Raw genomic sequence first — 23,445 nt, 5'->3', positions numbered from 1 at the left:
TATATAGATATACAAAAGAAAGATATAAGAATTAATAAATGTTTAATTCTTAAACAAGGGAGGAAATAAAAATGAAAAATATATTATTAGTATGTTCAGCAGGAATGTCAACAAGTCTTTTAGTTACAAAAATGGAAGCAGCAGCAAAAGAAAAGGGTATTGAGTGCCATATAGAAGCATTAGCAGAAGCAGATGCTCACAAAAAATTAGGAGAAGTTGATGTACTATTATTAGGACCTCAAGTTAGATTCTTATTATCAAAATTCAAAAAAGAAGCACCAGCAGAATTACCAATTGAAGTAATAGATACTGTAGCTTACGGAACAATGAATGGAGCTAAAGTTCTTGATAGAGCTTTACAATTAATAGGTTAGTCTTTAAATTAAGTGGAGCCTAATGACTCCACTTTTAAAATGTAATAAATAAATGATTTTGAAAAGAGGTAGGGAATATGGAAGAAATAATTATGAATTTAATCATGTATAGTGGAGAAGCAAGAAGTTATGCTATGGAAGCTATGCAAGCAGCAAAAGATGGAAATATAGCTGAAGCAAGAGAATTAATAGGAAAAGCTACTGCTCAATTAACAGAAGCACATCATTCACAAACTAAATTAATACAAGGTGAAGCAGCAGGAAATAAAACAGAAGTTTCATTATTATTAGTACATGCACAAGATCACTTAATGACTACAATGACATTAAAAGATATTGCAACTGAAATTATTGATATTAGAGAAGAATTATTAAAAAAATAAACTATTATATAAAATAATAGGTAAGTATATGAATCATAAAAAAGAGAGGGATGACCTCTCTTTTTTATTTCATTTTTTCATTGAATTTAGATATAAGATTATAAATAGTATCAGATGTTGTATCTTTCATAGAAAAACCTAAAAGAGACACTATTTTTTCAAGGTGTTCTATTGAGTCAGTTTCAATTTCAATATAAGGAAATGGGCAAAATGCTGTATCATTTATATCAATTTCAACTAATCCATTTTCTAATTTATAGCTTTCTCTGTATTTTTTTATACTTTGAGTAAGTTTTAAGCCTAAAGATTTAAAAATACCTTCTGCCATAACTTTATTATCAACAATAACTTCATTTTCTTCCATAACCTTAAAAGTATCTTGTGATAAAAGCTTTTTAGTAGTCATAAAGATAATTTCTTTGTTATTTAAATTATCATAAACAGTTCTTATTCTAGCATAACCTTTATCTTTTAAAAGGCTACCATCTTCAAAATCATAAAGGTCATTTATTTGATCTTCCATTTTTACTTTTTTTGCATTAAGAGAAGATAATTTTAGTCTTAATAAAGTAACATCTATATCTATAATTCTAGTTTCTAATTCCTTAGCCATAGTAAAGCCTCCTTTGTTCTTTAATTTAATTATATCAGAAATTATAAGTAATGCTTAAAGATGTGATAGAATATAACATAGATGATTTTAAAGGAGATTTTTTATGGAATATATTAGTGAAGTAAATGTAAATGAAGCAATTATACATATTTTAGATACTGCAGGAAGTGAGCCTATATTAAATGAATATGCATTAGATTTAACAGATGATATATATAAATTTGTTTTTAAGCATATAGAAAAATGTTTGAAGGATGAAGAACTTAAGTATGCAGTATTTAATCCAGAAAGAAGTATTGTAAAAGAGGTATGCCAAGATTATTTAAATGGGATAGACCATAATTTAATAAATTTATCAAAAGAACTTGCAATGCAAATGTTTGCTGTAATGAATGGGAATACAAATATTCCTTCATGTGATTTAATAATTGCATCTATAGTTACTGATAAAGGGCCTATGATAGCTATACTTAAGATGGATTATGTTAAGAATTTTACACATCAAGTAGAGTTTGTTGAAGAAAAGATTGGAATAGAGATAGTTCCACAATCAGCAGGACTCCCAGGTAGTTCTCAAAAGATTCAAAAAGCTGCATTTATAAAACCAATAAGAGAAGGAGATAGTTATAATCTTATGGTTTTAGATAAACAAAGAAAGGGAAAGAATAATGAAGAGTATGGTGCAAATTATTTTATAAATAATTTTTTAGGGTGTACTGTTATAGATAATGAAAGAGATTTAACAAAAATATTTGTAAATGTAGCAGAGGCATGGACAAGGGAAAATTTTAGTGAAGAACCTTTAAAAGCTATGGAAGTACGTGATGCAGTTAAAAGAAAGTTAAGGGATGAAGAGATAATTCATATAGAAGATTTTTCAAAAGAAATATTTAAAGAAGATAAAGAAAAGCTTCAAAATTTTAGTGGTATGTTTAAAGAGCAAGGAATAGATGAAGTTGAAATAGATAAAACATGGGCAGAGAAGAAACTTAAAAGGGTAAGACTTAAAATTGATAATAAAATTGATCTTTATTTAGAGGAAGAAGATTATTTAGATAAGAGTAAGTTTGAAGTTACAAGAAATGGTGATGGAACTGTAAATATGACTATAAAATTTATAACAAACTATATAGAAAAGTAAATTAAAAAAGCTATTTTGGGAAATCGAAATAGCTTTTTTAATTTTATTTAATAGTTAGATTTCTAGATAAATTTTACTAGAGATTTAGAGGAAGCTTTAACTTAGAATAAATTAAGTTTTATTTAGATAAAATAGAAATAGAGTATAGGAAAAATACAAAATGAACAAAATAAGATATAAAATATTATTAACAAATTATACATTGACTAAAAGTCGTTTTGAAAATATAATTTTAATGAAACTGATTAGTTTCTAATAAAACTTATAGGTTTTATAAAATACATAAAAAAGAAAAATACATAATAACAAAGGATAAGGTGATTTTATGGAACAAGGAGTAAAAAAACCGTATAATAGTATACTTATATCAGCAGTAATACTACTTGGAGCATTTATAGCATTTTTAAATAGTACATTTATGAATGTTGCTATACCTGATATAATGAAAGATTTACATATTAGTGTTGCTACAGCACAATGGTTAAGTACAGGATATATGTTAGTACTTGGAGTTATGATTCCATTTACAGCATTTTTAATTGACAAATTTAAGACTAAAACATTATTTTTAATGTCAATGGGACTTTTTACAATAGGAACAATTATAGGAGCAACAGCTACAACTTTTGATACACTTTTAATAGCAAGACTTCTACAAGCAGCAGGGGCAGGAGTATTAATGCCACTTATGCAAACAGTATTCCTTATAATTTTCCCGATAGAAAAAAGAGGATTAGCAATGGGAGTTGTTGGATTAGTTATAGCTTTTGCACCAGCAATAGGACCAACACTTTCAGGATGGATAATAAATAGTCATCCATGGAAAGATTTATTCTATGTAACATTACCTTTTGCAATATTAGATTTTGTTCTTGCAATATTCTTATTAAAGAATGTAACAGATACTAAGAAGGTAAGACTAGATATTATATCAACAATAACTTGTATATTTGGATTTGGTGGATTATTACTTGGATTTAGTAATGCAGGGAATGATGCATGGAGCAGTAGACAAGTATATATTCCTTTAATTGTAGGAGTTGTAGGAATAGCAATATTCGTTTGGAGACAACTTACAATGGAAAAACCAATGCTTGATTTAAGAGTATTTAAAAGTAGAACATTTACTTTTTCAACTATAATAGTAATGATTGTTTATGCAGGACTTATATCATCAGAACTTATAATTCCAATGTATTTACAAAATGGTAGAGGATATTCAGCATTTGATGCAGGGCTTGCATTAATGCCAGGAGCAATAGTTATGGGAGTTATGAATCCTATAACAGGAAAATTATTTGATAAGATAGGACCAAGACTACTTGCAATAGTAGGACTTATATTATTTACAGGTGGAACATTTGCTTTTTCATTCTTAAGTATAACAACACCAATTTGGTATATTACAGGAATGTATGCAGTTAGATTACTTGGAATGTCAATGTTTTTAATGCCACTTACAACTTCAGGATTGAACACATTAGAAAGAAAATACTATGCACATGGAAATGCAGCAAATAATACAATGAGACAAATTGCAGGAGCTATAGGAACATCTATCTTAGTTACTGTAATGACAAAATCAGCTGCTTCATCAGGACTTAAAAATCCTTTAAATGCAACTATTCATGGAATGAATACATCATTCTTCTGGGCAGGAATTCTTGGAATAATAGGGTTAGTTATTGCAATTATTGTAGTAAAGAAAAAAGAAAAACCAGTAGTATCATAAAATAAAAAAGCATAGAACTTAGATTTTAAGTGCTATGCTTTTTAAGCTTTAAGATAATAATTTAACTAAAATTGCTTTTTGTGCATGAAGTCTATTTTCTGCTTCATCAAATATAGAAGGTGAATGTTTTTCAAAAACTTCTGCTGAGATTTCTTCTTCTCTATGAACTGGAAGACAGTGAAGGACTATGGCATCTTTATTAGCTAAATTCATAAGAGTAGAGTTTACACAATATCCTTCAAAGTCTTTTATTCTTTTTGCAGATTCAGACTCTTGTCCCATACTAGCCCAAACATCAGTTATAACAATATCTGAATTTTTTATAGCTTCTTTAGGATCATTAGTCATTTTAAAAGAAGTATTATTTTCTTCAGAAATTTTATTTCCTAAGGTTATATACTCTTCTTTTAAAGAGTAGTCTTTTGGTGAGGCTATAGAAAAGTTCATACCTACTTTAAGACAACCTACCAGAAGAGAGTTTGCCATATTGTTTCCATCTCCAATGTAGCAAACATTAAGTCCATCAAAAGAATTTTTATATTCACGGATAGTCATTAAGTCAGCTAATATTTGACATGGGTGTTCATCATCTGTAAGTCCATTTATAATAGGAATAGAAGAGTATTTAGCTAAAGTATCTACTTCTTCTTGCTCAAAAGTTCTAATCATAATTCCATCAAGATATCTAGATAAAACTCTAGCAGTATCATAAATAGGTTCCCCACGACCTATTTGTAAGTCAGAGCTACTTAAAAATAATGGATTTCCACCAAGTTGATACATTCCAACTTCAAAAGATACACGAGTTCTTGTTGATGACTTTTCAAAAATCATTCCAAGAGATTTTCCTTTTAAGTGGGTATGTGGTATTCCATGTTTTTGCTCATATTTTAATTGGTCTGCTAAATTTAACACATCTAGAATTTCTTCTTTAGATAAATCATTCATTTTTAATAAATCTTTTTTCATAAGATAAAAGCCCCCTTATATTTAATTATTTTTTAAAACATCTATAAGAATATTTAGTCCCTTATTTAAAATTTCTTTCTTTATAGTGAGTGGAGGTAATAGTCTTATAACATTTGGACCAGCCGTTAAAACAACTAAGCCTTTTTCTAAAAGTAGTTTTTGAATTTTAGAGCTAGATTCTTTAATTTCAATTCCTACCATAAGACCTTTTCCACGTATTTCTGTAATTATTTTTAGATTTTTATTTTTTAGTTTAGAGAAAAGCAAAGTTTCATTTTCTTTTATAGAATTTAAAGAAGTTTTTTTTGAAAGTTTATCTAATACAATTAAGCTTCCAGCACAAGATACAGGATTTCCTCCAAAGGTTGAGCCATGGTCAGATGGCTTAAATACATCTTTTAATTTTTCATCACAAAGACATGCTCCGATAGGAAGGCCACCACCAAGACCCTTAGCAGTAGTAATAATATTAGGTTTTAAATTAAAATGCTCATAAGAAAAAAGTTTGCCAGTTCTATAAATTCCACATTGAACTTCATCAAAGATAGTTAAAATATCTTTTTTAGCACAAATATTAAAAACCTCTTCTAAATAAACTTTATCTAATGGATGTACACCACCTTCACCTTGAATAGTTTCCATCATAATAGCACATACATCAGAAGTAAGATTTTCTAATAGATCATTTATAGAGTTAGCCTTAACATATTTAAAACCATTAGGAAAAGGATGAAAGTAATTATGAAATTTTTCTTGTCCTGTTGCTTTTAAAGTTGTTAAGGTCCTTCCGTGAAAAGAAGAGTAGAGAGTAATAATAGTTCCACGGGTTTTAGTATTATATTTTTCAAAACTATATTTACGAGCGAGTTTTATTGCACATTCATTAGCTTCAGCACCTGAATTTGTAAAGAAAACTTTACTCATATTAGCTTTTGAAGCTAAAACTTTAGCTAAAGTTAGGGAATTGTTATTTAAAAAGATATTAGAGATATGAGGAAGATTAGAAACTTGCATAGAAACGGCTTTAATATAATCTTCATCACCATATCCAATAGAATTTACTCCAATACCACTTGAAAAATCAATATACTCATTATCCTCTTCATCATAAAGAAAAGAGTCCTTTCCCTTAATGAAGATTTTATCTAGAGGTGCATAGGTATTCATTAAAAAATTATCCATAAAAAACCTCCCATTTAATAAATCATAGTTCCAATTCCTTCATCAGAAAAAATTTCTAAAAGTAAGGAATGTTTTATTCGTCCATCTAAAATATGTGCTTTCTTAACTCCCATCCTAACAGCTTCAACACAGCATTCAATTTTAGGAATCATTCCACCTTGAATGATTTTATCACTATAAAGTTTAGGAATTTCGTGAAGTCTAAGTTTAGAAATAAGTGTGCTTGAATCTTTTGGATTAACTAAAACACCAGGAACATCTGTAAGTAAAATAAGTTTCTCAGCTTTAAGTGCAGAGGCTATTTTAGAAGCACAAGTATCTGCATTGATGTTATAAATATCAGAAGTTTTTTCATCTATTCCTACACTGCCAACAACAGGAATATATCCTGATTTTAGACTCATTGATAAAATTTCAGTATCAATAGAAGTTATTTCACCAACAAACCCTAAATTAGTAGGTGATGAGAGCTTGTTAGCTTTAATAAGACCACCATCCATACCACAAAGACCAATTGCTTTTCCACCAGATTTTAGAATAAGTGAAACTAAATCTTTATTTACGCTTCCCCCTAAAACCATTTGAACTATATTTATAGTTTCAGAATCAGTATATCTAAGACCATTTATAAAATTAGATTTTATATCTAATTTCTTTAAAAATGATGAAATGTAGGGACCACCACCATGTACTACAACTATATTAAAGCCAACACATTTCATGAGAATAATATCATTAATAACAGATTCACGAAGATCTTGACTTATCATTGCATTGCCTCCATACTTAACAACAATAGTTTTTCCACTATACTCTTGAATATAGGGAAGGGCACGAACTAAAATTTCAGCTTTATAATCAGGATTAAACAAAACTTAAAGCACCTCCTTATGACCTATAATCTCCATTAATTTTTACATAATCATAACTTAAATCACAACCAAAACAAGTGGCAGAGTAATCACCATTATTCATATCAATAAGAATTTCGATAGTATCTTTAGTAAGGATTTCTTTTGCTTTATCTTCATTAAAAGGTATGGAAGAACCTTCATTAAAAACTAAAATTTTTCCAGCAGAACTTTTAAATGATAAGGATAATATGTTTGGATTAAATGAAATTCCTGCATATCCAAGAGCACATAAAATCCTACCAAAGTTTGCATCACTACCAAAAATAGCTGTTTTTACTAGGTTTGAGTTTATAACACTTTTAGAAAAGATAATAGCATCGGATTTAGAAGGGGCAGAGCTTATAGTACATTCTATAAGTTTTGTAGCACCTTCACCATCACTTGCAATTCTTTTAGCTTGTAGCAAATTAATTTTATTTAAAGCTTGTAAAAATAAATTGTAATTTGAATCTTCCTCAATAATTTTTTTATTATTACTTAAACCATTAGCTAAAATTAATACCATATCATTAGTGCTTGTATCACCATCTACTGAAACACAGTTGTATGAAAGGTCAGTACTTATCTTTAAAGCTTTTTTTAGTAGCTTATGTGAGATATTTATATCAGTAGTTATAAAAGAAAGCATAGTGCCCATATTAGGTTCAATCATTCCAGAACCTTTTGAGATACAACCAATAGAACAAGTTATCCCATCTGAAAGTGTAAAAGAGATGGCACATTCCTTTTTCTTTGTATCAGTAGTCATAATAGCAGTAGAAGCATCAGAACTACCATCTTTTGAAAGTTTAGATACAAGCTTTGGAATTTTATTTACAATAGCTTTTAAATTTAAAGGGACACCTATAACTCCAGTAGAAGCTACTAGAATATCTTCCTTGGGAATCCCTAAATCAAAGGAAGTGAAGTATGTCATAGCTTTTGCATCATCTAATCCTTTTTGACCATTACAAGTGTTAGCATTACCACTATTTATAATAATTGCACTAGCATAGCCATCTTCTAAATGTTCACTAGTAACATAAATAGGTGCACCTTTAACAATATTTTTGGTATATACACCAAAAGCCTTAGCACGAACTTCTGAAGATATTAAAGCTAAATCTTTTTTATTAGAGTTTTTTAAGCCACAATGGATACCTGCTGCTTTAAATCCAAGTGGAGTAGTTATAGAACCAGTTTCAATAAATTTCATATTAATCCTCCTAAAATTAGAAGCTAGGACTAACTGCTAGTAAGCCACAGGTTTCATCAAATCCTAAGGCTATATTCATATTTTGAATTGCTTGTCCTGCTGCTCCTTTAATCATATTGTCTATTACACTAATTATTATTAATTTATCTTTTTTATGATTAAAATGAAGAGAAATATTACAATAATTTGAGAGTTTAACCATTTTTATCTCAGCAACTTCTCCTAAAGGAAGAATATTTACAAAAGGTGCATCCTTATAAAAATTTGTCATTATATTATGAATTTCTTCAAGAGAAATAGCTTTATTTAAGGAAGAGTAAATAGTAGATAGAATTCCTCTATTTATTGGAAGTAAGTGTGGAGTAAAGGTTAGATTTACTTTATCTTTAGAAACTATATTTAAGACTTCCTCTATTTCAGGTGTATGTCTATGAGAACCTATTTTATAAGGACTAAAGTTTTCATTTACTTCTGGGTAATGAGAAGCAATAGATAAACCTCTACCAGCACCAGTAGTTCCAGACTTAGAATCACAAATAATATTAGGTGTTATTATTTCTTCTTTTAAAAGTGGCAAAAGAGGAAGTTCAATTGAAGTAGGAAAACAACCAGGATTTGCAATTATTTTATAATTTTTAATCTTTTCTTTATTAAGTTCAGGGAGACCATAAATACTATATTTATGAAGCTTTGGTTTATCAAAACTTTTACCATACCATTCCTTATAATCTTTTTCAGAAGAAAGTCTAAAATCAGCACCTAAATCAATACATATTTTATTTTTATAAAAAGCTTTTTCTGCAATTTTCTCACTTAAACCATGAGGAAGAGCGGTGAATATTACATCAGAATTATTTATAACAGAATCTATATCTTCACAAACCAAATTTGTTTGGAAGAGAAAATTTTTATAGATATAATTAAAGTTTTTACCTTCAAAAGAATTTGAGCTTACTTTAAATATAGTAACTTTAGGGTGATTTAAAAGAAGTCTTAAAAGCTCACAACCAACATAGCCTGTAGCACCAACTATGCCTATTTTATACATTAGAATTTACCTCATCAATAAAGTTCTTCAATGAATCAAGTTGAAGGAGAATAGATGATTTAGATGGTCCACCTAAAACATTTCTTTCTTCTACACAAGTAGTTAGTGAAATTGCATGATAGACATCACTTTTAAAGATTGTAGAAAATTCTTGAAGCTCTACAAGTGAAAGATCTTCAATACCTTTATTTTCTTTTATACAATAAAGAACAACTTCACCTACAATTTCGTGTGCAATTCTAAAAGCAGTACCTTTCTTAACTAAATAATCAGCTAAATCAGTAGCGTTAGTAAATCCTTTAGAGGCACCTTCTTTCATATTTTCCTTTTTTATAGTCATAGTGTTAATCATTCCAGTAAATGTTTTTAAGGAAAGAGTTACAGTATCTAAAGCGTCAAATAGTGCTTCTTTATCTTCTTGCATATCTTTGTTATATGCTAGTGGAATTCCCTTCATAACAGTTAGGAGAGTAATTAAATCTCCATAAACACGTCCTGTTTTTCCACGAACAAGTTCTGCTACATCAGGATTTTTCTTTTGAGGCATAATACTACTTCCAGTACTATATTTATCAGAAAGCTCTATAAAATTAAATTCGTTTGTGCACCAAAGAATTATTTCTTCAGAAAATCTTGAAAGGTGCATCATTATAATAGAAAGACAAGAGATTGTTTCAATTACATAATCTCTATCAGAAACTGAATCTAGACTGTTTAAAGTTACCTTTGAAAATTCTAATAAATCTTTAATCATATCTCTATCAATAGGGTAGGTAGATGTAGCAAGAGCTCCGCTTCCAAGTGGCATTTCATCAATTCTAACTAATGCATCTTTTAGTCTATTAATATCACGCTTAAACATTTCAGCATAGGCTAATAAATGATGAGAGAAAGTAATAGGTTGAGCCTTTTGCATATGAGTATAGCCAGGCATAATTGTATCTATATTTTCAAAAGATTTTGAATGAAGTACAATTAACAAGTCATTTAAATCATTAATAAGTGATGGAATATATTTTTTAAGATAAAGCCTCAAGTCAAGAGTAACTTGGTCATTACGGCTTCTACCTGTATGAAGCATTTTTCCAGAAGGACCAATATAATAAGTTAAAAGCCCTTCTGTGAAACTATGAATATCTTCAGCTGTCATATCAAATTCAATAGTTCCATTTTCTAATCTTTTTAAAATTTCTAGAAGGCCAGCTTCTATTTTTTGGCTAGCTTCTTTAGGAATTATATTTTGAAAGCCAAGCATCTTAACGTGCGCAAGACTTCCTTCAATATCTTCTTTATACATTCTTTTATCTATTTTTATTGATGAATTGAAGTCATTAACAAGAGGGTCTACTGCAGATTTAAAGCGTCCTCCCCAAAGTTTCATTTATTTATTCTCCTTAAGAGCCTTTTCCATTTTTGCTTTTACTGTAATAGGTAAACCAAAAAGATTTATAAATCCAGCAGAGTCATTTTGGTTATATACTTCATCTTCATCAAAGGTTGCATATTCTTCACTGTATAAAGAGTAAGGAGAAGTTATAGAGGATGTTATAATATTTCCTTTATAAAGCTTTAATTTAACATCACCTGTAACAGTTTCTTGAGTTTTATTTATAAAAGCAGAAAGAGCTTCACGAAGTGGTGTGTACCATTGTCCGTTATACACAATATCTGCAAACTTTAAAGCTATCATTTCTTTATAATGCATTGTTTCCTTATCTAAACAAATAGATTCTAAATCTTTATGAGCGTAATATAAAATACTTCCGCCAGGCGTTTCATAAACACCTCTTGATTTCATACCAACTAATCTATTTTCAACCATGTCACAAATTCCAATACCATTTTCACCACCAAGTTTATTAAGAGCTAAAATAAGGTCTACACCGTTTAAAGTTTTTCCATTTAGAGCTACAGGAACACCTTTTTCAAAAGAAAGAGTAAGGTAAGTGGCTTTATCTGGTGCTTTAAAAACTGTTTTTGACATTTCAAGGATTTTTTCATAATCAGGTTCATTTGCTGGATCTTCTAAATCTAAACCTTCATGACTTAAATGCCAAAGATTTTTATCTTTACTATAATTAGTTTCACGAGTAAGTTTTATAGGAATATTTTTATCTATTGCATATTGAATTTCTTCATCACGAGATTTTATATCCCATATTCTCCAAGGTGCAATAATTGGCATGTCTGGAGCAAAAGCTTTAATAGCAAGCTCAAATCTAACTTGATCATTTCCTTTGCCAGTACAACCATGACAAATAGCATCAGCACCTTCTAAAAGTGCAATTTCAACCATTCTTTTTCCTATGATTGGTCTAGCAAAAGAAGTTCCTAAAAGATATTTTCCTTCATAAACTGCATTTGCCTTAACAGTTTCAAAAATATAATCATTAACAAATTCTTTAGTTAAATCTTCAATATATATTTTAGATGCTCCAGTTTTAATTGCTTTTTCTTCTAAGCCTTCTAGTTCATCAGCTTGCCCCACATTACCAACAACAGCTATAACATCACACCCATAATTCTCTTTAAGCCAAGGAATAATTATGGATGTATCTAAACCTCCAGAATAAGCTAAAACTACTTTATTAAATTTTTTCATAAATAAGCCTCCTTTTTATCTAATTACCATTTATTGGTATTATATACTTATTAGAATATTTATGCAATATAATAATTGAAAATAAATAAAAATTATTTATTTATGCATAAAAACAAGCAAAAATAGAAAAAATATGCATAAAATAAATTTGAAAAGTAAAAAAAATGAATAAATAGAAATAGAATACTAAGTAGACAAGTGTATTTAAAATAAAAAAAGACAAATACTATGATTGTATAGAAGATAAGGAGTTGATGTTAAATGACTACATTAAAATGTGAAGTTTCAGATTGTACAAACAATAAACAAAATTGTTGTTGCAATAATGAAATAACAGTTGGAGGACAAGAAGCAGAATTTTCAAGTGAAACTAATTGCAAAAATTTTCAACCCAAAATAGATTCTTTAACAAGTGATGTACGTGACATAAATCCTAGTTTATATATTAATTGCAGTGTTGATACATGTACCTATAATAAAGGACAAACGTGTGTAGCAAAAAATGTGGATATTTCTAATAATTTAAACAGTTATTCTTCTGATACACAATGTGCTACCTTTGAAGAAAGATAGTAGAAAAGGGCTAGATTAAATAGCCCTTTTTAAAAAATATTTTCTAAATTGGGTTTTTGAAAGTTTTTCATAGTTTTAGCAGAAACTTTTAGAATGTAAATTGCAGTTAAAGAGTCTCCATAACTTTCTGAGCGTGAACTAGTTGCTACAGAAATACAGTTAGTCATAAGAATTTCTGTGTCATAATGAGAAACGTAGAAAGAACAGAAGGCATCATCTTGCTCAATAATAGTTAAAAGTTTTATAGATAACTCGTAGGATGTATTAAAATCATATTTCTCAATAGCTTCTTCCATAGCATTACAAGTGCTTTCTATATATTCATATAAATTATTTAATTTTTTTGTTGCATAAAAAACAAGAAAAATTAAAGAAAAGAAAAGAATTAGTGATATGATTCTATTTTTCATAATCTTCGTCATCCTTATATTCATCAAAAAGTTGATACTTAAAATTTCCTTTAGTATCAAAAAAAGCAATTAATACTTTTTTTAAATCTGTTATACCATTTTCTTTTAATTTTTCAAAAATCCAATCTTTAGAACGATTAACTTTAGTTAGAGCATTAATATTAATCTTTCCATCACAAATAAGTATTTTAGGTAAGAAAATTTCTGTGGGAGCTTCATTACCAGACATAGTTGTTTTAGGTTGATGCTTACGATGGTATTTGCCTTTATTTTTTTTAGCAAATATTGGTTTTATTAAATCATTTGATTTATTAGGAAGAATTGATATATCACCATTAGTTTCTAAAATGGCATATTTAATATCTTCTAAATCAAAATATCCTGCAAGCCTAAGTTCTTCCATAAGTTCATCTATATTTATTTGTTGATTTTTTAATTCCTTATATATAATTCTACTCTTATAAATTAATATAGATGGAGAACCATCTATAATTTTTCTTGCAAATTGACTTTTAAGCTGTAATTGGGACAAGCTTAATTTTAAAAGTAATAATGTGAGCATAGGAATAATTCCAAGAAGAAGTGGTAGCTTTATATCTTGCATTGGTAAAAGGGCAAGATCAGAAACCATAATAGTTATAATAAACTCATAAGGTTGAAGTTCACCTACTTGACGTTTTCCCATAAGTCTCATAACAATCATTACTAATATATATAAAATTATTGTTCTTATAAGTAAAATAATCATAACAAAAAACCTCCTTATATACTAATATTCTCAAAAAGAAATAGAATATTCATATATTTATTGGAGAACGGTTTCATAGTATAAAGAAGAGGAATATAATAATAGAAGGGAGGGATGAAGAATATGGAAAAGTTTAATATAATACTTGAAAATGGAAATATAATAAATGTTAATAAAGGGACAAGCTTCAGAGAGATAGTAGAAAGCTATTATGAAGATGAAAAAGAAAACATAGCATTATGTAGATTAAATTATGAGTATTTTGAATTAAGTTCAGAGATAAGAGAAAGTGGAAATTTAACTATTGTAAGGCTAAATTCAGAACTTGGAATGAATATATATAAGAGAGCATTACAATTTATATTTATAAAGGCAACTCTTGATATATTCAAAAATGCAAAGATAACAATAGAGCATTCTATTAGTAAGTGTATGTTTGGTGAGATTCATAAAAATATAGCATTAACAAATGAGGATGTTGCTAAGATAAAAATAAGAATGACAGAATTAATAAAAATGAATGCAAGAATAGAAAAAGAAAAATTTTCAAGAGAAGATGCAATAAAAATATTTGATGAATATGGAATGGAAGATAAAGTTGCTCTTTTAGAAACAATGGAAGAAGATTGTATAGATTTATATAAACTTGGAGATAGGTACGATTATTTCTATGGCTTAATGGCAGATAGTACAGGTGTAATAAAAGCCTTTGACTTAAAATATTATGAACCAGGATTTATGCTTAGATATCCAGAAGAAAATAATTTAGAGGAATTACCAGAATTTAAGGAGCAAAAGAAACTTTTTAATATTTTTTATGAAACTGAGAAGTGGCTTGAAATATTAGGTGTAGGAGAAGTTGGTAGTTTAAATAAAGAAATAGAGGAAGGAAATACTAGGGAACTTGTTATGGTAGCAGAAGCACTTCATGAGAAGAAGATAGCTTATATAGCTGATAATATAGTGAATAAAAGAGGAGTGAAGATGGTATTAATTGCAGGACCATCATCATCAGGAAAAACTACTTTTTCCAAAAGATTAAGTATTCAACTTAGAGTAAATGGGCTTGTACCAGTACCAATATCTTTAGATGATTACTTTGTAGATAGAGAAGATAACCCGAAAGATGAAGATGGAAATTATGATTTTGAAACTATAAAATCAGTAGATTTAATTACATTAAATGATCATTTCATAAAATTATTAAGAGGTGAAGAGGTAGAAATACCGTCATATAATTTTAAGACAGGAAAGCGTGAGTGGAAAGGGAATAAACTTAAATTACCTAAAAATGGAATACTTATAGTTGAGGGAATACATGGATTAAATCCAATGTTAACATCTAGAGTAAATGAAGAAAATAAATATAAGATATATATATCTGCATTAACACAGCTAAATTTAGATAATCACAATAGAATTCAAACTACAGATGTAAGAAAAATAAGAAGAATAGTTAGAGATTATTTATCTAGAGGATATGGAGCTGAAGAAACACTTAAGATGTGGCCATCTATAAAAAGAGGAGAGAAGAATAATATTTTTGTATATCAAGAAGAATGTGAGGATATGTTTAATTCAACTCTTGTATATGAATTATCTGTATTAAAACCATATGCTTTAAAAGAGCTTAATAAAATACAAAAAGATAGTCCTGTATATGCTGAAAGTTATAGATTAAAGGCATTTTTAAGTTTCTTTAAAGAGATACCAATGGAATATGTACCAGACAACTCAATATTTAGAGAGTTTATAGGTGGAAGCATATTTTATGATTATTAAAAAAGAGGAACTGCATTAAATTATAAAATGCAGTTCTTTTTTTTAAAATTCTTCTATATGAACTTTTCTTTTAGCCATAAAATCACGAACCATATTTTTTTCAGTTTCTTTTAATTTCATACTAAAGATAATTTTTTTATTACTTATAAAACCAAGAGAAAACTTTCCATTTCTAAGTTTTTGGATACCAACACCATCTAATTTTTTATATTCTAAATAATAATAGATGAAGAAAATACCATCATTAGCCAAAACAACAGTTCTGTTTAAAAAAGCAGAAATTAATATAATAACAAAAAATACAAATCCCATAAAAATTTCAAAAAGAGACATATGTTTATAGCTGTATCCAACATATCCTAAAAGGATAAATGCACAAATAACGTATATGTAAAAGCTTGGTAAAAGATAATTAAATTCTTTATATTCACCTTGTGCATAAAGGGCCTTTTTCTTATCAAAGTTCTTTTTAAATGTATATAAAAAGTATACAGTCATTGCTAGGAATAAAATAATACCAAAGTTACTGTTCAAAATAAAACCTTCTTTCTTAAATTAAGATATTTTAAGTATTGTAAAATTATAGTAAGAACAATCAAAAAGCTATACCAATATAACTTATCTTAAGTGATACTGGTATAGCTTTTTTAATGTCTTTCAACAGAACCTTTACCATGTGCTGCCATATATTTTTTGAAAATATCTTTTTTTTCATTTGGTAAAATGAATGCAAGTTCACCACCAGTATTTTTTCTAACAGTTATTAAAGAATAGTTAGGTTTTTTAGTATGTGGAGTTATAGTAATTTTACTCATTTCTTTAAAATCTAAAGTACTATACATATAAGAAAATTTCTTAAATCCAATAACCATTCTTGAATTCGTAATACCAGATACTACTGAAATAAAAATAAATAGTATTGCAAGTGCTATGATAATAGGGTTCATTCTTTGATGTTCATAAACTATATAAGCTAATATAATAAGGATAACAATAATATAAGAAAATGATATTGGCATTACATTCCATATAGTTAATCCATCAGTATCTTTCTTTAGCTTAACCTGTAGTATAAAAGGTTTAATCATTCTGAAAGATAAAAGAATCATTGCTCCTATAATTGCAAGATAAATAAGTATTTGTAACAAATATATCAGTCCTTTCACTAGTTAATTGTGGACGTTTTCAATTTTAAAATTAAAACATAGATAAATGATAACAGTAGAAAAAGAATAAGATATTAATAAAAAATGAATGAGAAGTTAATAAATGGGCATATATAAGTTTTACCTAGTTATAGAGGTAAGCTAGTAGATAAAAGACTATTGTTGATAAAGTGTGGGAGTTATTGATAGAATAGTAGTATAGAAAATTAAAAGATAGTATAAAGAAGAGGTGAAAAAAATGATAAAAATAGAAGGAAAAGAAGAAAAAAGAGAAGCAAAAGAGTATATACAAAATATAGCTAAATCATCTACATATTTCTCATTTAGAAATGGACCTATAAAAAAGTTATATGAAGAAGGAAAAATTTCAGATGAAGAAATGAAAAATATTCAAGAGTATATGCAAGATCACTTAGCATATCTTTACACAGTGCTATTAGAGGAAAATAATATAGAAAAATTTAATTTAATAGTATCAACTATGAATAAATTTTATGTGAATGATGATTCAGAAGTAGCCATTAGAGATGATGGATTTGATGGTTTTTATAAAAGCCTATTTAAATAAAATTTAAACTTTAGAAAAGATGAACTACAAATTCATCTTTTTTTATTTTAACTAGGTTTTGGTTAGTTCGTATTTTTTAAGAGAGTATTAACTGATTTTCTATTTAAAATTTCTGAAATAATAGAGCCATTGTTTTTAGATGTTTTAAAAGAAAACTGTCTATTATCTTTTAATAAGAAAACTATAAGTTTAGTTTTACCATTATTTATAATAGTTACTTTTTGAACATCACTATATTTTATTGAATAGTATGTGTAGGAAAAACTATAGTGTCCAAATAAAATATTTGTATTTATAAAGCTTGAAGCTATTAATAAAAGAAAGATTATAATAGCTAGAGTTTTTGTAAGATAAGTAAATTCATCATTTGAAAAGATAACATATATAAGTAAAAATATAGAAAGAATTGTTGTAGCAAAAAACAGAGAGTTAAAATTAGTAATAGAGTGATAGCTACCTTCTTTTTTTATTGATTGTTTCTTTAATAAATTTTTTAGTAAAAAGAATAAATTGAAAAGAATAAATAATATTTCAACTAAAAATAAAATGTCCATTAAAAACCTCCAAATAAAAATTATAATAATATTAATAAAAATATAAAGTATGAACATAGATAAAAAGCGAATAGTAAAATTATTACCGAAAAAGGATTAAAGTATTCAAAAAAACAATAAGAAAATTAGATATAAATTAAAATAATTCTATGATGTATAAAACTATTTTAATTAATCTTGAAATATATTAAAATAATGATAAATAAAATATTAAAGAAATAGGAGAAAAGTATGAAAAGTGTTGGTGTTTTTGATATATTAGGTCCAATTATGATAGGACCATCAAGTTCACATACTGCAGGAGCAGCTAGACTTGGAAGAGTTGCAAGATCAATTGCAGGAGATGAAATTAAGGAAGTTAAATTTTTATTACATGGATCTTTTGGGAAAACTTACAAGGGACATGGTACAGATAGAGCTTTAGTTGCTGGAATTTTAGGAATGAATCCAAGTGATAAAAGACTTAGAACATCTATGGAGATAGCAAAAGAAAAAGGTGTAAAGTATGAATTTATTGAAGCAGATTTAGGTGATGAACATCCAAATACTGTTAGATTTATAATGAAAACTGAAAATGGAAATGTTTCAGAAGTTATGGGATCATCTATTGGTGGAGGAAGCATTAAGATTACAGAAGTTAATGGAAGTCGTGTAAGTTTTACAGGTGAATATCCGACTCTTATAGTAACTCAACAAGATGTACCAGGAGTGGTTTCAAACGTTACATCATTTCTATCTAAAAAGAATGTTAATATAGCTTTTATGAGTGTTTTTAGACAACAAAGAGGACAAGGAGCTACTATGATATTTGAATTAGATAATAGTATAGATGAAGAGGTTTTAGAAAATATAAGAAATTTAGATTATATAGAAAAAGTTATACTTATTAATCCTGTTAGGGAGGAGCTTTAAAATGAAAATAGCAAGAACTGGTGAAGAACTTATACATATATGTAATGAAGAAAATATTTCATTGAGTGAATATGCAATAAGAATGGAAATGGAAAAATCAAATGTATCTAGAGAAGTTATTATAGAAAAAATGCGTGATAACTTAAAAGTTATGATTGATTCGGTAACAGAAGGAATGGAGAAGGCGGTTTATTCTGTTACAGGATTAATTGGTGGTGATGGATATAGAGTAAATGAATATTTAAAAAAGGGAGAAACTTTAACAGGTAATACAACTGTAATGGCAATGGCAATGGCTCTTGCATGTTCTGAAGTAAATGCATCTATGGGAAGAATAGTTGCTTGTCCTACAGCAGGATCTTGTGGAATTTTACCAGCAGCAATTTTATCAGCAGGTGGAAAACTTTCTAAAACAGAAGATGAAATGATTGAAGGACTTTTTGCAGCAGCAGCAATTGGAACAATTATAGGAATGAATGCAACACTTTCAGGTGCTGAAGGTGGATGTCAAGCAGAATGTGGTTCAGCAGCAGCTATGGGCTCTGGTGCAATAGTATTTATGATGGGTGGAACACCTAAGATGAGTATGGATGCAGGTGCTATAGTTTTAAAAAATATTTTAGGACTTGTATGTGATCCAGTTGCAGGGCTTGTTGAAATTCCATGTGCAAAGAGAAATGCTTCAGGAGCAATAAGTGCTTTATGCACTGCTGATTTAGTGATGGCAGGAGTAGAGTCAAAAATTCCATTTGATGATGCAGTTAGTGCAATGTACAAAGTTGGGCGTGAAATGCCATCATCTTTAAGAGAAACAGCATTAGGGGGAGTTGCAATTACTAAAGCTGGTCTTGAGCTTAGAAAAAAAGTTTTTGGTGACGAGTAGTTTTAGAAAAAAGATGATGGTTTAGCATCATCTTTTTTGTATTTAAAGAAGAAAAATTATGAAATTTAATTTAAATTTGATTTGAAAGAGATAAAGATAGGATATAATAAAATATATATTACAAATGATAAGGAGAGAAAAATAAATGAATAGAGCATTAACTATATCAGCAGCAGATTGTATTGGAACTGTAGGAATTCAAAAAGATATTAGTGTTTTTTTGAAAAATGGAATTTGTCCATCAAGTATTACAACATCAATAATTGCTCAAAATAGCCAAGGTGAATTTAAGGTAGAGAAAATTTCTAAAGGAATGCTAAAAGATCAAATAAAAGTTGTTTTTGAAGAGTTAGATTTTGATGTAATAAAAATAGGAACTTTAATTGGAGAAGATAATATAAAACTTGTTGGAAAAGAGCTAAGAAAAAAAAGAAGTATTCCAAGTATAGTTGTAAATGGTCAAATTGTTTCAAAAAAAGGTGAAGGGATTCTATCTAAATCTGAAAAAAAGGCATATATAAAAGAAATATTACCTCTTTCATATCTTTTAATTTTAAGTAAAAATGATATTGAAGAACTATTAGATATAAATGTGATAGGCATTCGTGATATTGAAGAAACTTTAGAAAAAATAAAAAAACTTGGACCTTTAAACATTTTAATTAGAAACTTACAAGATGAAGATAAGGCTGTAGATATACTATATGATGGAGATGAAATGGTGTTTTTTAAAGGTGAATTATTAAATAATGTTGATACATATATGGAGGGAGAAAATTTATCTGCAATTATATCAGCAAATATAGGAAATAAATTAAGTTTAAGAACATCTATTAAAAATAGTAAAGATTACATATTAGAAGAAAAAATAAAAGTTTAGTTGAAAATAAATGGTATAAAATGGTAAAATTATAAAAACGAGTTTATGGAGGTTTTTATAATGGAAAAATTTAAAGTTGGAGTTGTAGGTTATGGGAATTTAGGACGTGGAGTCTTAAATGCTATAAAGCAAAATGAAGATGTTGAGTTAAAAGCTGTTTTTACAAGAAGAGAAGGGGTAATGATAGATGGAGTGGAGACAGCTCATATATCTAAAATTAAAGATTATAAAGGAATTATAGATGTTATGATTCTTTGTGGTGGTTCAGCAACAGATTTACCAGAACAAGGACCTATGATTTTAGAAAATTTTAATACTGTTGATTCTTTTGATACACATGCAAAAATTCCAGAGTACTTTAATCATATGGATAGAGTAGGGAAAGAAAGTGATACTCTTTCTATAATATCAGTAGGTTGGGACCCAGGATTATTTTCAATAAATAGACTTATGGGAAGAGCAATTTTACCTGAAGGAAATGATTATACGTTTTGGGGAAGCGGAGTAAGTCAAGGACACTCAGATGCTATAAGAAGAATAAATGGTGTTAAAAATGGAATACAGTATACTGTTCCAAAAGAAGAAGCTTTAATGAAGGTTAGAAATTTAGAAAATCCTAAATTAGAGACTAGAGAAAAGCATGACAGAGTTTGTTATGTTGTTTTAGAAGAGGGAGCAAATAAAGATTTAATAGAAAAAGAGATAAAGGAAATGCCAAATTATTTTTTAGATTATGATACAAAAGTAAACTTTATTTCAGAAGAAGAATTAAAAGAAAATCATAGTGGAATGCAACATGGTGGTTTTGTTATAAGAACAGGTCTTACTGGAAATGGAAATAGAGAAAAGATAGAATATTCATTAGTTCTTGATAGTAACCCTGAATTTACCGCAAGTGTATTAGTTTCTTATGCTAGAGCTATAAATAAAATGGCTAAAGAGGGAAGATGTGGAGCGATAACAGTATTTGATGTACCTCTGGGATATCTTTCTAATAAAACTTCTGAAGAACTAAGAAAAGAATTGTTATAAGGGAAAGTTTTATTATGTATCATGATTTTATTCTTGTTAAGAAAAATAAGATAAATGTTAAGGAAAAAAGAGAAAGAACATGTACAAATTATTTTAATGGAAATAAAGAAAATCTACCTTTTGTGCAAATTGATGATGATATAATTATATATATCTATGATACATTAAAATGGATAAGAAATGATTGTGAAGAAAGTACTGAAAAGAAAGGTCTTGCATATCATGGATTAACATTAATACAAGATGATAATGCTGAAAAGCTTAAAAAAATAATTAAAGCATGGGGAATTCTTTTTTCGTTAGGTGAAGAAAGATTTACACTTGAAGGTTCATATGTATATGAAAATTTAGGAATCCATGAAGGTGAAGAGTATTTTAGAGGTGGTTCATATGAAAAGATAATAGTGAAAAAAAGAAAATTATTAAGTGATCTCAAAAAGCTTATAGATATGCTAGAAGTTGCAGAAAAAAATAAAGAGTATTGTGTATTTCATATGGGGGTTTAAAGAGAAAGAGGGTTTTTACGACTCTCTTTTTATTTTAATTAAATTCAAAGTTTTAAGGTATAAATTTTATGATTAGAAAAAGAAAAACAAGACAAAACTTAAAAATATTGATATAAAAATATTTTAAGGGTATATTATTAATATAAAATAAAAACAGGAGTTCGTGTTATGGCAAAGAAAAATAGTAAAAATAATGATTTTTTAAGTGGAGTAAGAGAAGACCTTTCACCAAAAGTTTATAGTGAAGTTTTAAATTTAGTAAATGAAGGCAGAGAAGATTTAGCAAAAGATGCAATAAAGGTAGATTATTTTTTAGATTATACAAGTAGATGTATAAAGCTAAAGGATTTTAGAGAGGCTAAAACTTCTATTCAAGGAGCTAAAGTAAGAATAGATAAAATTAAAAATGAAGGTTTTAAAATAGATTATATAGAACATCTATACGAAGGAATAAAAAGCAAAGTAAAGTAGAAAGGAAGAGTGAAATGAACATTAGAGAAAAAGCACATTATGCATTAAAAAAATTCTATGGATATGATACTTTTAAAGAAGGGCAATTAGAAGTAATAGAAAAAATAATAAATAAGAGTGATGTGTTTTGTCTTCTTCCAACAGGAGGAGGAAAATCTGTATGTTATCAGATTCCATCAATAATTTTAAGTGGAATAACTATAGTCATTTCACCACTTATTTCTCTTATGAAAGATCAAGTTGATAATTTAAAAGAACTTGGTCTTAAAGGGGCATTTATAAATAGTAGTATAAATACAGAAAAGATGAAAGAGATATTAAATGATGCAGCACTTGGAGAGTATAAAATACTTTATATAGCTCCGGAAAGGCTTGAATCAGATTATTTTAGAAGAATGATAAAAGGACTAGATATAAGTCATATAGCAGTAGATGAAGCTCATTGTGTTTCAGAATGGGGACATGATTTTAGGAAGAGTTATAGAAAAATAAAAGTTTTTTGTGATGAACTTGACAAAAGACCAGTTATATCAGCATTTACAGCTACAGCTACAAAAGAAGTTATGGAAGATTCTATAAAATTACTTTCTCTTAATCATCCATATATTTATAAGGGGAATATAAATAGAAATAATTTAAGAATAAAAATTTTAAAAGAGATAGATAAGGAAGAAGTAACTCATATTATAAGAGAACATGAAGCTGAAAGTGGAATAATATATTGTGCTTCAAGAAAAGAAGTTGATGAATTATATAGTGTTCTAAGGGACATAGGATTTAGTGTTTTAAAGTATCATGGTGGAATGA

27 protein-coding genes are annotated in these 23,445 nt (G+C 27.9%); 14 read left to right on the top strand and 13 right to left on the bottom strand.

The genetic code is table 11. The annotated features are described in order from the left end of the window. The first annotated feature begins 71 nt into the window (after positions 1-71). Positions 72-374 (top strand): PTS sugar transporter subunit IIB, encoded by a 303-nt coding sequence (locus ACRDDY_RS11445; RefSeq protein ID WP_438565081.1) that lies wholly within the window; start codon positions 72-74, stop codon positions 372-374. A gap of 77 nt (positions 375-451) precedes the next feature. Beyond that, positions 452-757: a PTS lactose/cellobiose transporter subunit IIA gene (locus ACRDDY_RS11440; RefSeq protein ID WP_438565080.1), complete on the top strand. Its 306-nt coding sequence runs from the start codon at positions 452-454 to the stop codon at positions 755-757. Between the two features lie 64 nt (positions 758-821). On the opposite strand, the gene ACRDDY_RS11435 is transcribed toward ACRDDY_RS11440, so the two are convergent. Further along, the gene (locus ACRDDY_RS11435; RefSeq protein ID WP_438565079.1) at positions 822-1,370 is read right to left on the bottom strand and encodes a class IV adenylate cyclase; all 549 of its coding nucleotides are present in this window, start codon (positions 1,368-1,370) and stop codon (positions 822-824) included. Positions 1,371-1,473: 103 nt separating this feature from the next. Between ACRDDY_RS11435 and ACRDDY_RS11430 the strand changes: the two genes are divergently transcribed. Further along, entirely contained in the window at positions 1,474-2,511 is a 1,038-nt protein-coding gene (locus ACRDDY_RS11430) for a nucleoid-associated protein (RefSeq protein ID WP_438565078.1), read from the top strand. A gap of 325 nt (positions 2,512-2,836) precedes the next feature. After that, a complete protein-coding gene (locus ACRDDY_RS11425; RefSeq protein ID WP_438565077.1) occupies positions 2,837-4,243 on the top strand; it encodes an MDR family MFS transporter in 1,407 nt (468 codons plus the stop codon). Positions 4,244-4,291: 48 nt separating this feature from the next. Here the strand turns inward: ACRDDY_RS11425 and argF are convergent, their stop codons facing one another. Genes argF through ACRDDY_RS11390 form a run of 7 tightly spaced genes read right to left on the bottom strand, consistent with a single transcriptional unit; the run spans position 4,292 to position 12,153 of the window. After that, positions 4,292-5,212 carry an ornithine carbamoyltransferase gene (gene argF / locus ACRDDY_RS11420; protein ID WP_438565076.1) on the bottom strand — a complete coding sequence of 307 codons (921 nt, stop codon included), beginning with the start codon at positions 5,210-5,212 and terminating at the stop codon, positions 4,292-4,294. 21 nt (positions 5,213-5,233) lie between these two features. Further along, entirely contained in the window at positions 5,234-6,394 is a 1,161-nt protein-coding gene (locus ACRDDY_RS11415) for an aspartate aminotransferase family protein (RefSeq protein WP_438565075.1), read from the bottom strand. A 14-nt stretch (positions 6,395-6,408) separates the two neighbouring features. Then, entirely contained in the window at positions 6,409-7,266 is an 858-nt protein-coding gene (gene argB / locus ACRDDY_RS11410; protein ID WP_438565074.1) for an acetylglutamate kinase, read from the bottom strand. Positions 7,267-7,282: 16 nt separating this feature from the next. Continuing rightward, the gene (gene argJ, locus ACRDDY_RS11405) at positions 7,283-8,503 is read right to left on the bottom strand and encodes a bifunctional glutamate N-acetyltransferase/amino-acid acetyltransferase ArgJ (RefSeq protein ID WP_438565073.1); all 1,221 of its coding nucleotides are present in this window, start codon (positions 8,501-8,503) and stop codon (positions 7,283-7,285) included. A gap of 16 nt (positions 8,504-8,519) precedes the next feature. Next, complete coding sequence (gene argC / locus ACRDDY_RS11400) at positions 8,520-9,551, bottom strand: N-acetyl-gamma-glutamyl-phosphate reductase (protein WP_438565072.1); 1,032 nt, start codon at positions 9,549-9,551, stop codon at positions 8,520-8,522. Beyond that, positions 9,544-10,932 carry an argininosuccinate lyase gene (argH, locus tag ACRDDY_RS11395; protein ID WP_438565071.1) on the bottom strand — a complete coding sequence of 463 codons (1,389 nt, stop codon included), beginning with the start codon at positions 10,930-10,932 and terminating at the stop codon, positions 9,544-9,546. The genes argC and argH overlap by 8 nt, the downstream gene beginning before the upstream one ends. Further along, the gene (locus ACRDDY_RS11390) at positions 10,933-12,153 is read right to left on the bottom strand and encodes an argininosuccinate synthase (protein ID WP_438565070.1); all 1,221 of its coding nucleotides are present in this window, start codon (positions 12,151-12,153) and stop codon (positions 10,933-10,935) included. It lies immediately after the preceding gene. A 261-nt stretch (positions 12,154-12,414) separates the two neighbouring features. Here ACRDDY_RS11390 and ACRDDY_RS11385 point away from each other — a divergent pair, with 261 nt between their 5' ends. Continuing rightward, complete coding sequence (locus ACRDDY_RS11385; RefSeq protein ID WP_438565069.1) at positions 12,415-12,726, top strand: DUF1540 domain-containing protein; 312 nt, start codon at positions 12,415-12,417, stop codon at positions 12,724-12,726. 29 nt (positions 12,727-12,755) lie between these two features. Here ACRDDY_RS11385 and ACRDDY_RS11380 read toward each other — a convergent pair whose 3' ends face one another. After that, the gene (locus ACRDDY_RS11380; protein ID WP_438565068.1) at positions 12,756-13,136 is read right to left on the bottom strand and encodes a DUF4363 family protein; all 381 of its coding nucleotides are present in this window, start codon (positions 13,134-13,136) and stop codon (positions 12,756-12,758) included. Continuing rightward, positions 13,126-13,884, bottom strand: coding sequence for a YetF domain-containing protein (locus ACRDDY_RS11375; RefSeq protein ID WP_438565067.1), 759 nt, complete (start codon positions 13,882-13,884; stop codon positions 13,126-13,128). The genes ACRDDY_RS11380 and ACRDDY_RS11375 overlap by 11 nt, the downstream gene beginning before the upstream one ends. Positions 13,885-14,007: 123 nt before the next feature. On the opposite strand from ACRDDY_RS11375, the gene ACRDDY_RS11370 reads away from it, so the two are divergent. Further along, complete coding sequence (locus tag ACRDDY_RS11370) at positions 14,008-15,666, top strand: nucleoside kinase (RefSeq protein WP_438565066.1); 1,659 nt, start codon at positions 14,008-14,010, stop codon at positions 15,664-15,666. 42 nt (positions 15,667-15,708) lie between these two features. On the opposite strand, the gene ACRDDY_RS11365 is transcribed toward ACRDDY_RS11370, so the two are convergent. Beyond that, complete coding sequence (locus ACRDDY_RS11365; RefSeq protein WP_438565065.1) at positions 15,709-16,200, bottom strand: hypothetical protein; 492 nt, start codon at positions 16,198-16,200, stop codon at positions 15,709-15,711. 113 nt (positions 16,201-16,313) lie between these two features. Beyond that, the gene (locus tag ACRDDY_RS11360; RefSeq protein WP_438565064.1) at positions 16,314-16,814 is read right to left on the bottom strand and encodes a hypothetical protein; all 501 of its coding nucleotides are present in this window, start codon (positions 16,812-16,814) and stop codon (positions 16,314-16,316) included. A gap of 256 nt (positions 16,815-17,070) precedes the next feature. On the opposite strand from ACRDDY_RS11360, the gene ACRDDY_RS11355 reads away from it, so the two are divergent. Next, the gene (locus ACRDDY_RS11355; protein WP_438565063.1) at positions 17,071-17,400 is read left to right on the top strand and encodes a hypothetical protein; all 330 of its coding nucleotides are present in this window, start codon (positions 17,071-17,073) and stop codon (positions 17,398-17,400) included. A 62-nt stretch (positions 17,401-17,462) separates the two neighbouring features. Here the strand turns inward: ACRDDY_RS11355 and ACRDDY_RS11350 are convergent, their stop codons facing one another. Next, complete coding sequence (locus ACRDDY_RS11350) at positions 17,463-17,954, bottom strand: hypothetical protein (RefSeq protein WP_438565062.1); 492 nt, start codon at positions 17,952-17,954, stop codon at positions 17,463-17,465. 231 nt (positions 17,955-18,185) lie between these two features. Here ACRDDY_RS11350 and sdaAB point away from each other — a divergent pair, with 231 nt between their 5' ends. The 7 genes from sdaAB to ACRDDY_RS11315 form a co-directional block, all read left to right on the top strand. Further along, on the top strand, positions 18,186-18,866 hold the full coding sequence (sdaAB, locus tag ACRDDY_RS11345) for an L-serine ammonia-lyase, iron-sulfur-dependent subunit beta (protein WP_438565061.1): 681 nt from the start codon (positions 18,186-18,188) through the stop codon (positions 18,864-18,866). 1 nt (position 18,867) lies between these two features. After that, positions 18,868-19,749: an L-serine ammonia-lyase, iron-sulfur-dependent, subunit alpha gene (gene sdaAA, locus ACRDDY_RS11340; protein WP_438565060.1), complete on the top strand. Its 882-nt coding sequence runs from the start codon at positions 18,868-18,870 to the stop codon at positions 19,747-19,749. A gap of 145 nt (positions 19,750-19,894) precedes the next feature. Then, positions 19,895-20,629: a bifunctional hydroxymethylpyrimidine kinase/phosphomethylpyrimidine kinase gene (locus ACRDDY_RS11335; protein WP_438565059.1), complete on the top strand. Its 735-nt coding sequence runs from the start codon at positions 19,895-19,897 to the stop codon at positions 20,627-20,629. Positions 20,630-20,686: 57 nt separating this feature from the next. Then, positions 20,687-21,661 carry a diaminopimelate dehydrogenase gene (locus ACRDDY_RS11330; RefSeq protein WP_438565107.1) on the top strand — a complete coding sequence of 325 codons (975 nt, stop codon included), beginning with the start codon at positions 20,687-20,689 and terminating at the stop codon, positions 21,659-21,661. 14 nt (positions 21,662-21,675) lie between these two features. Then, positions 21,676-22,167 carry a hypothetical protein gene (locus ACRDDY_RS11325; RefSeq protein WP_438565058.1) on the top strand — a complete coding sequence of 164 codons (492 nt, stop codon included), beginning with the start codon at positions 21,676-21,678 and terminating at the stop codon, positions 22,165-22,167. Positions 22,168-22,335: 168 nt separating this feature from the next. Next, complete coding sequence (locus ACRDDY_RS11320; RefSeq protein ID WP_438565057.1) at positions 22,336-22,638, top strand: hypothetical protein; 303 nt, start codon at positions 22,336-22,338, stop codon at positions 22,636-22,638. Between the two features lie 14 nt (positions 22,639-22,652). After that, a partial coding sequence (locus tag ACRDDY_RS11315) for a RecQ family ATP-dependent DNA helicase (protein WP_438565056.1) occupies positions 22,653-23,445 on the top strand: 793 nt, incomplete at its 3' end.

The sequence above is a fragment of the Clostridium sp. genome (genome assembly GCF_051656525.1).
In the GTDB taxonomy this organism is placed as follows: Bacteria; Bacillota; Clostridia; order Clostridiales; family Clostridiaceae; genus Clostridium.
This window is presented reverse-complemented; position numbering and strand designations above follow the sequence as displayed.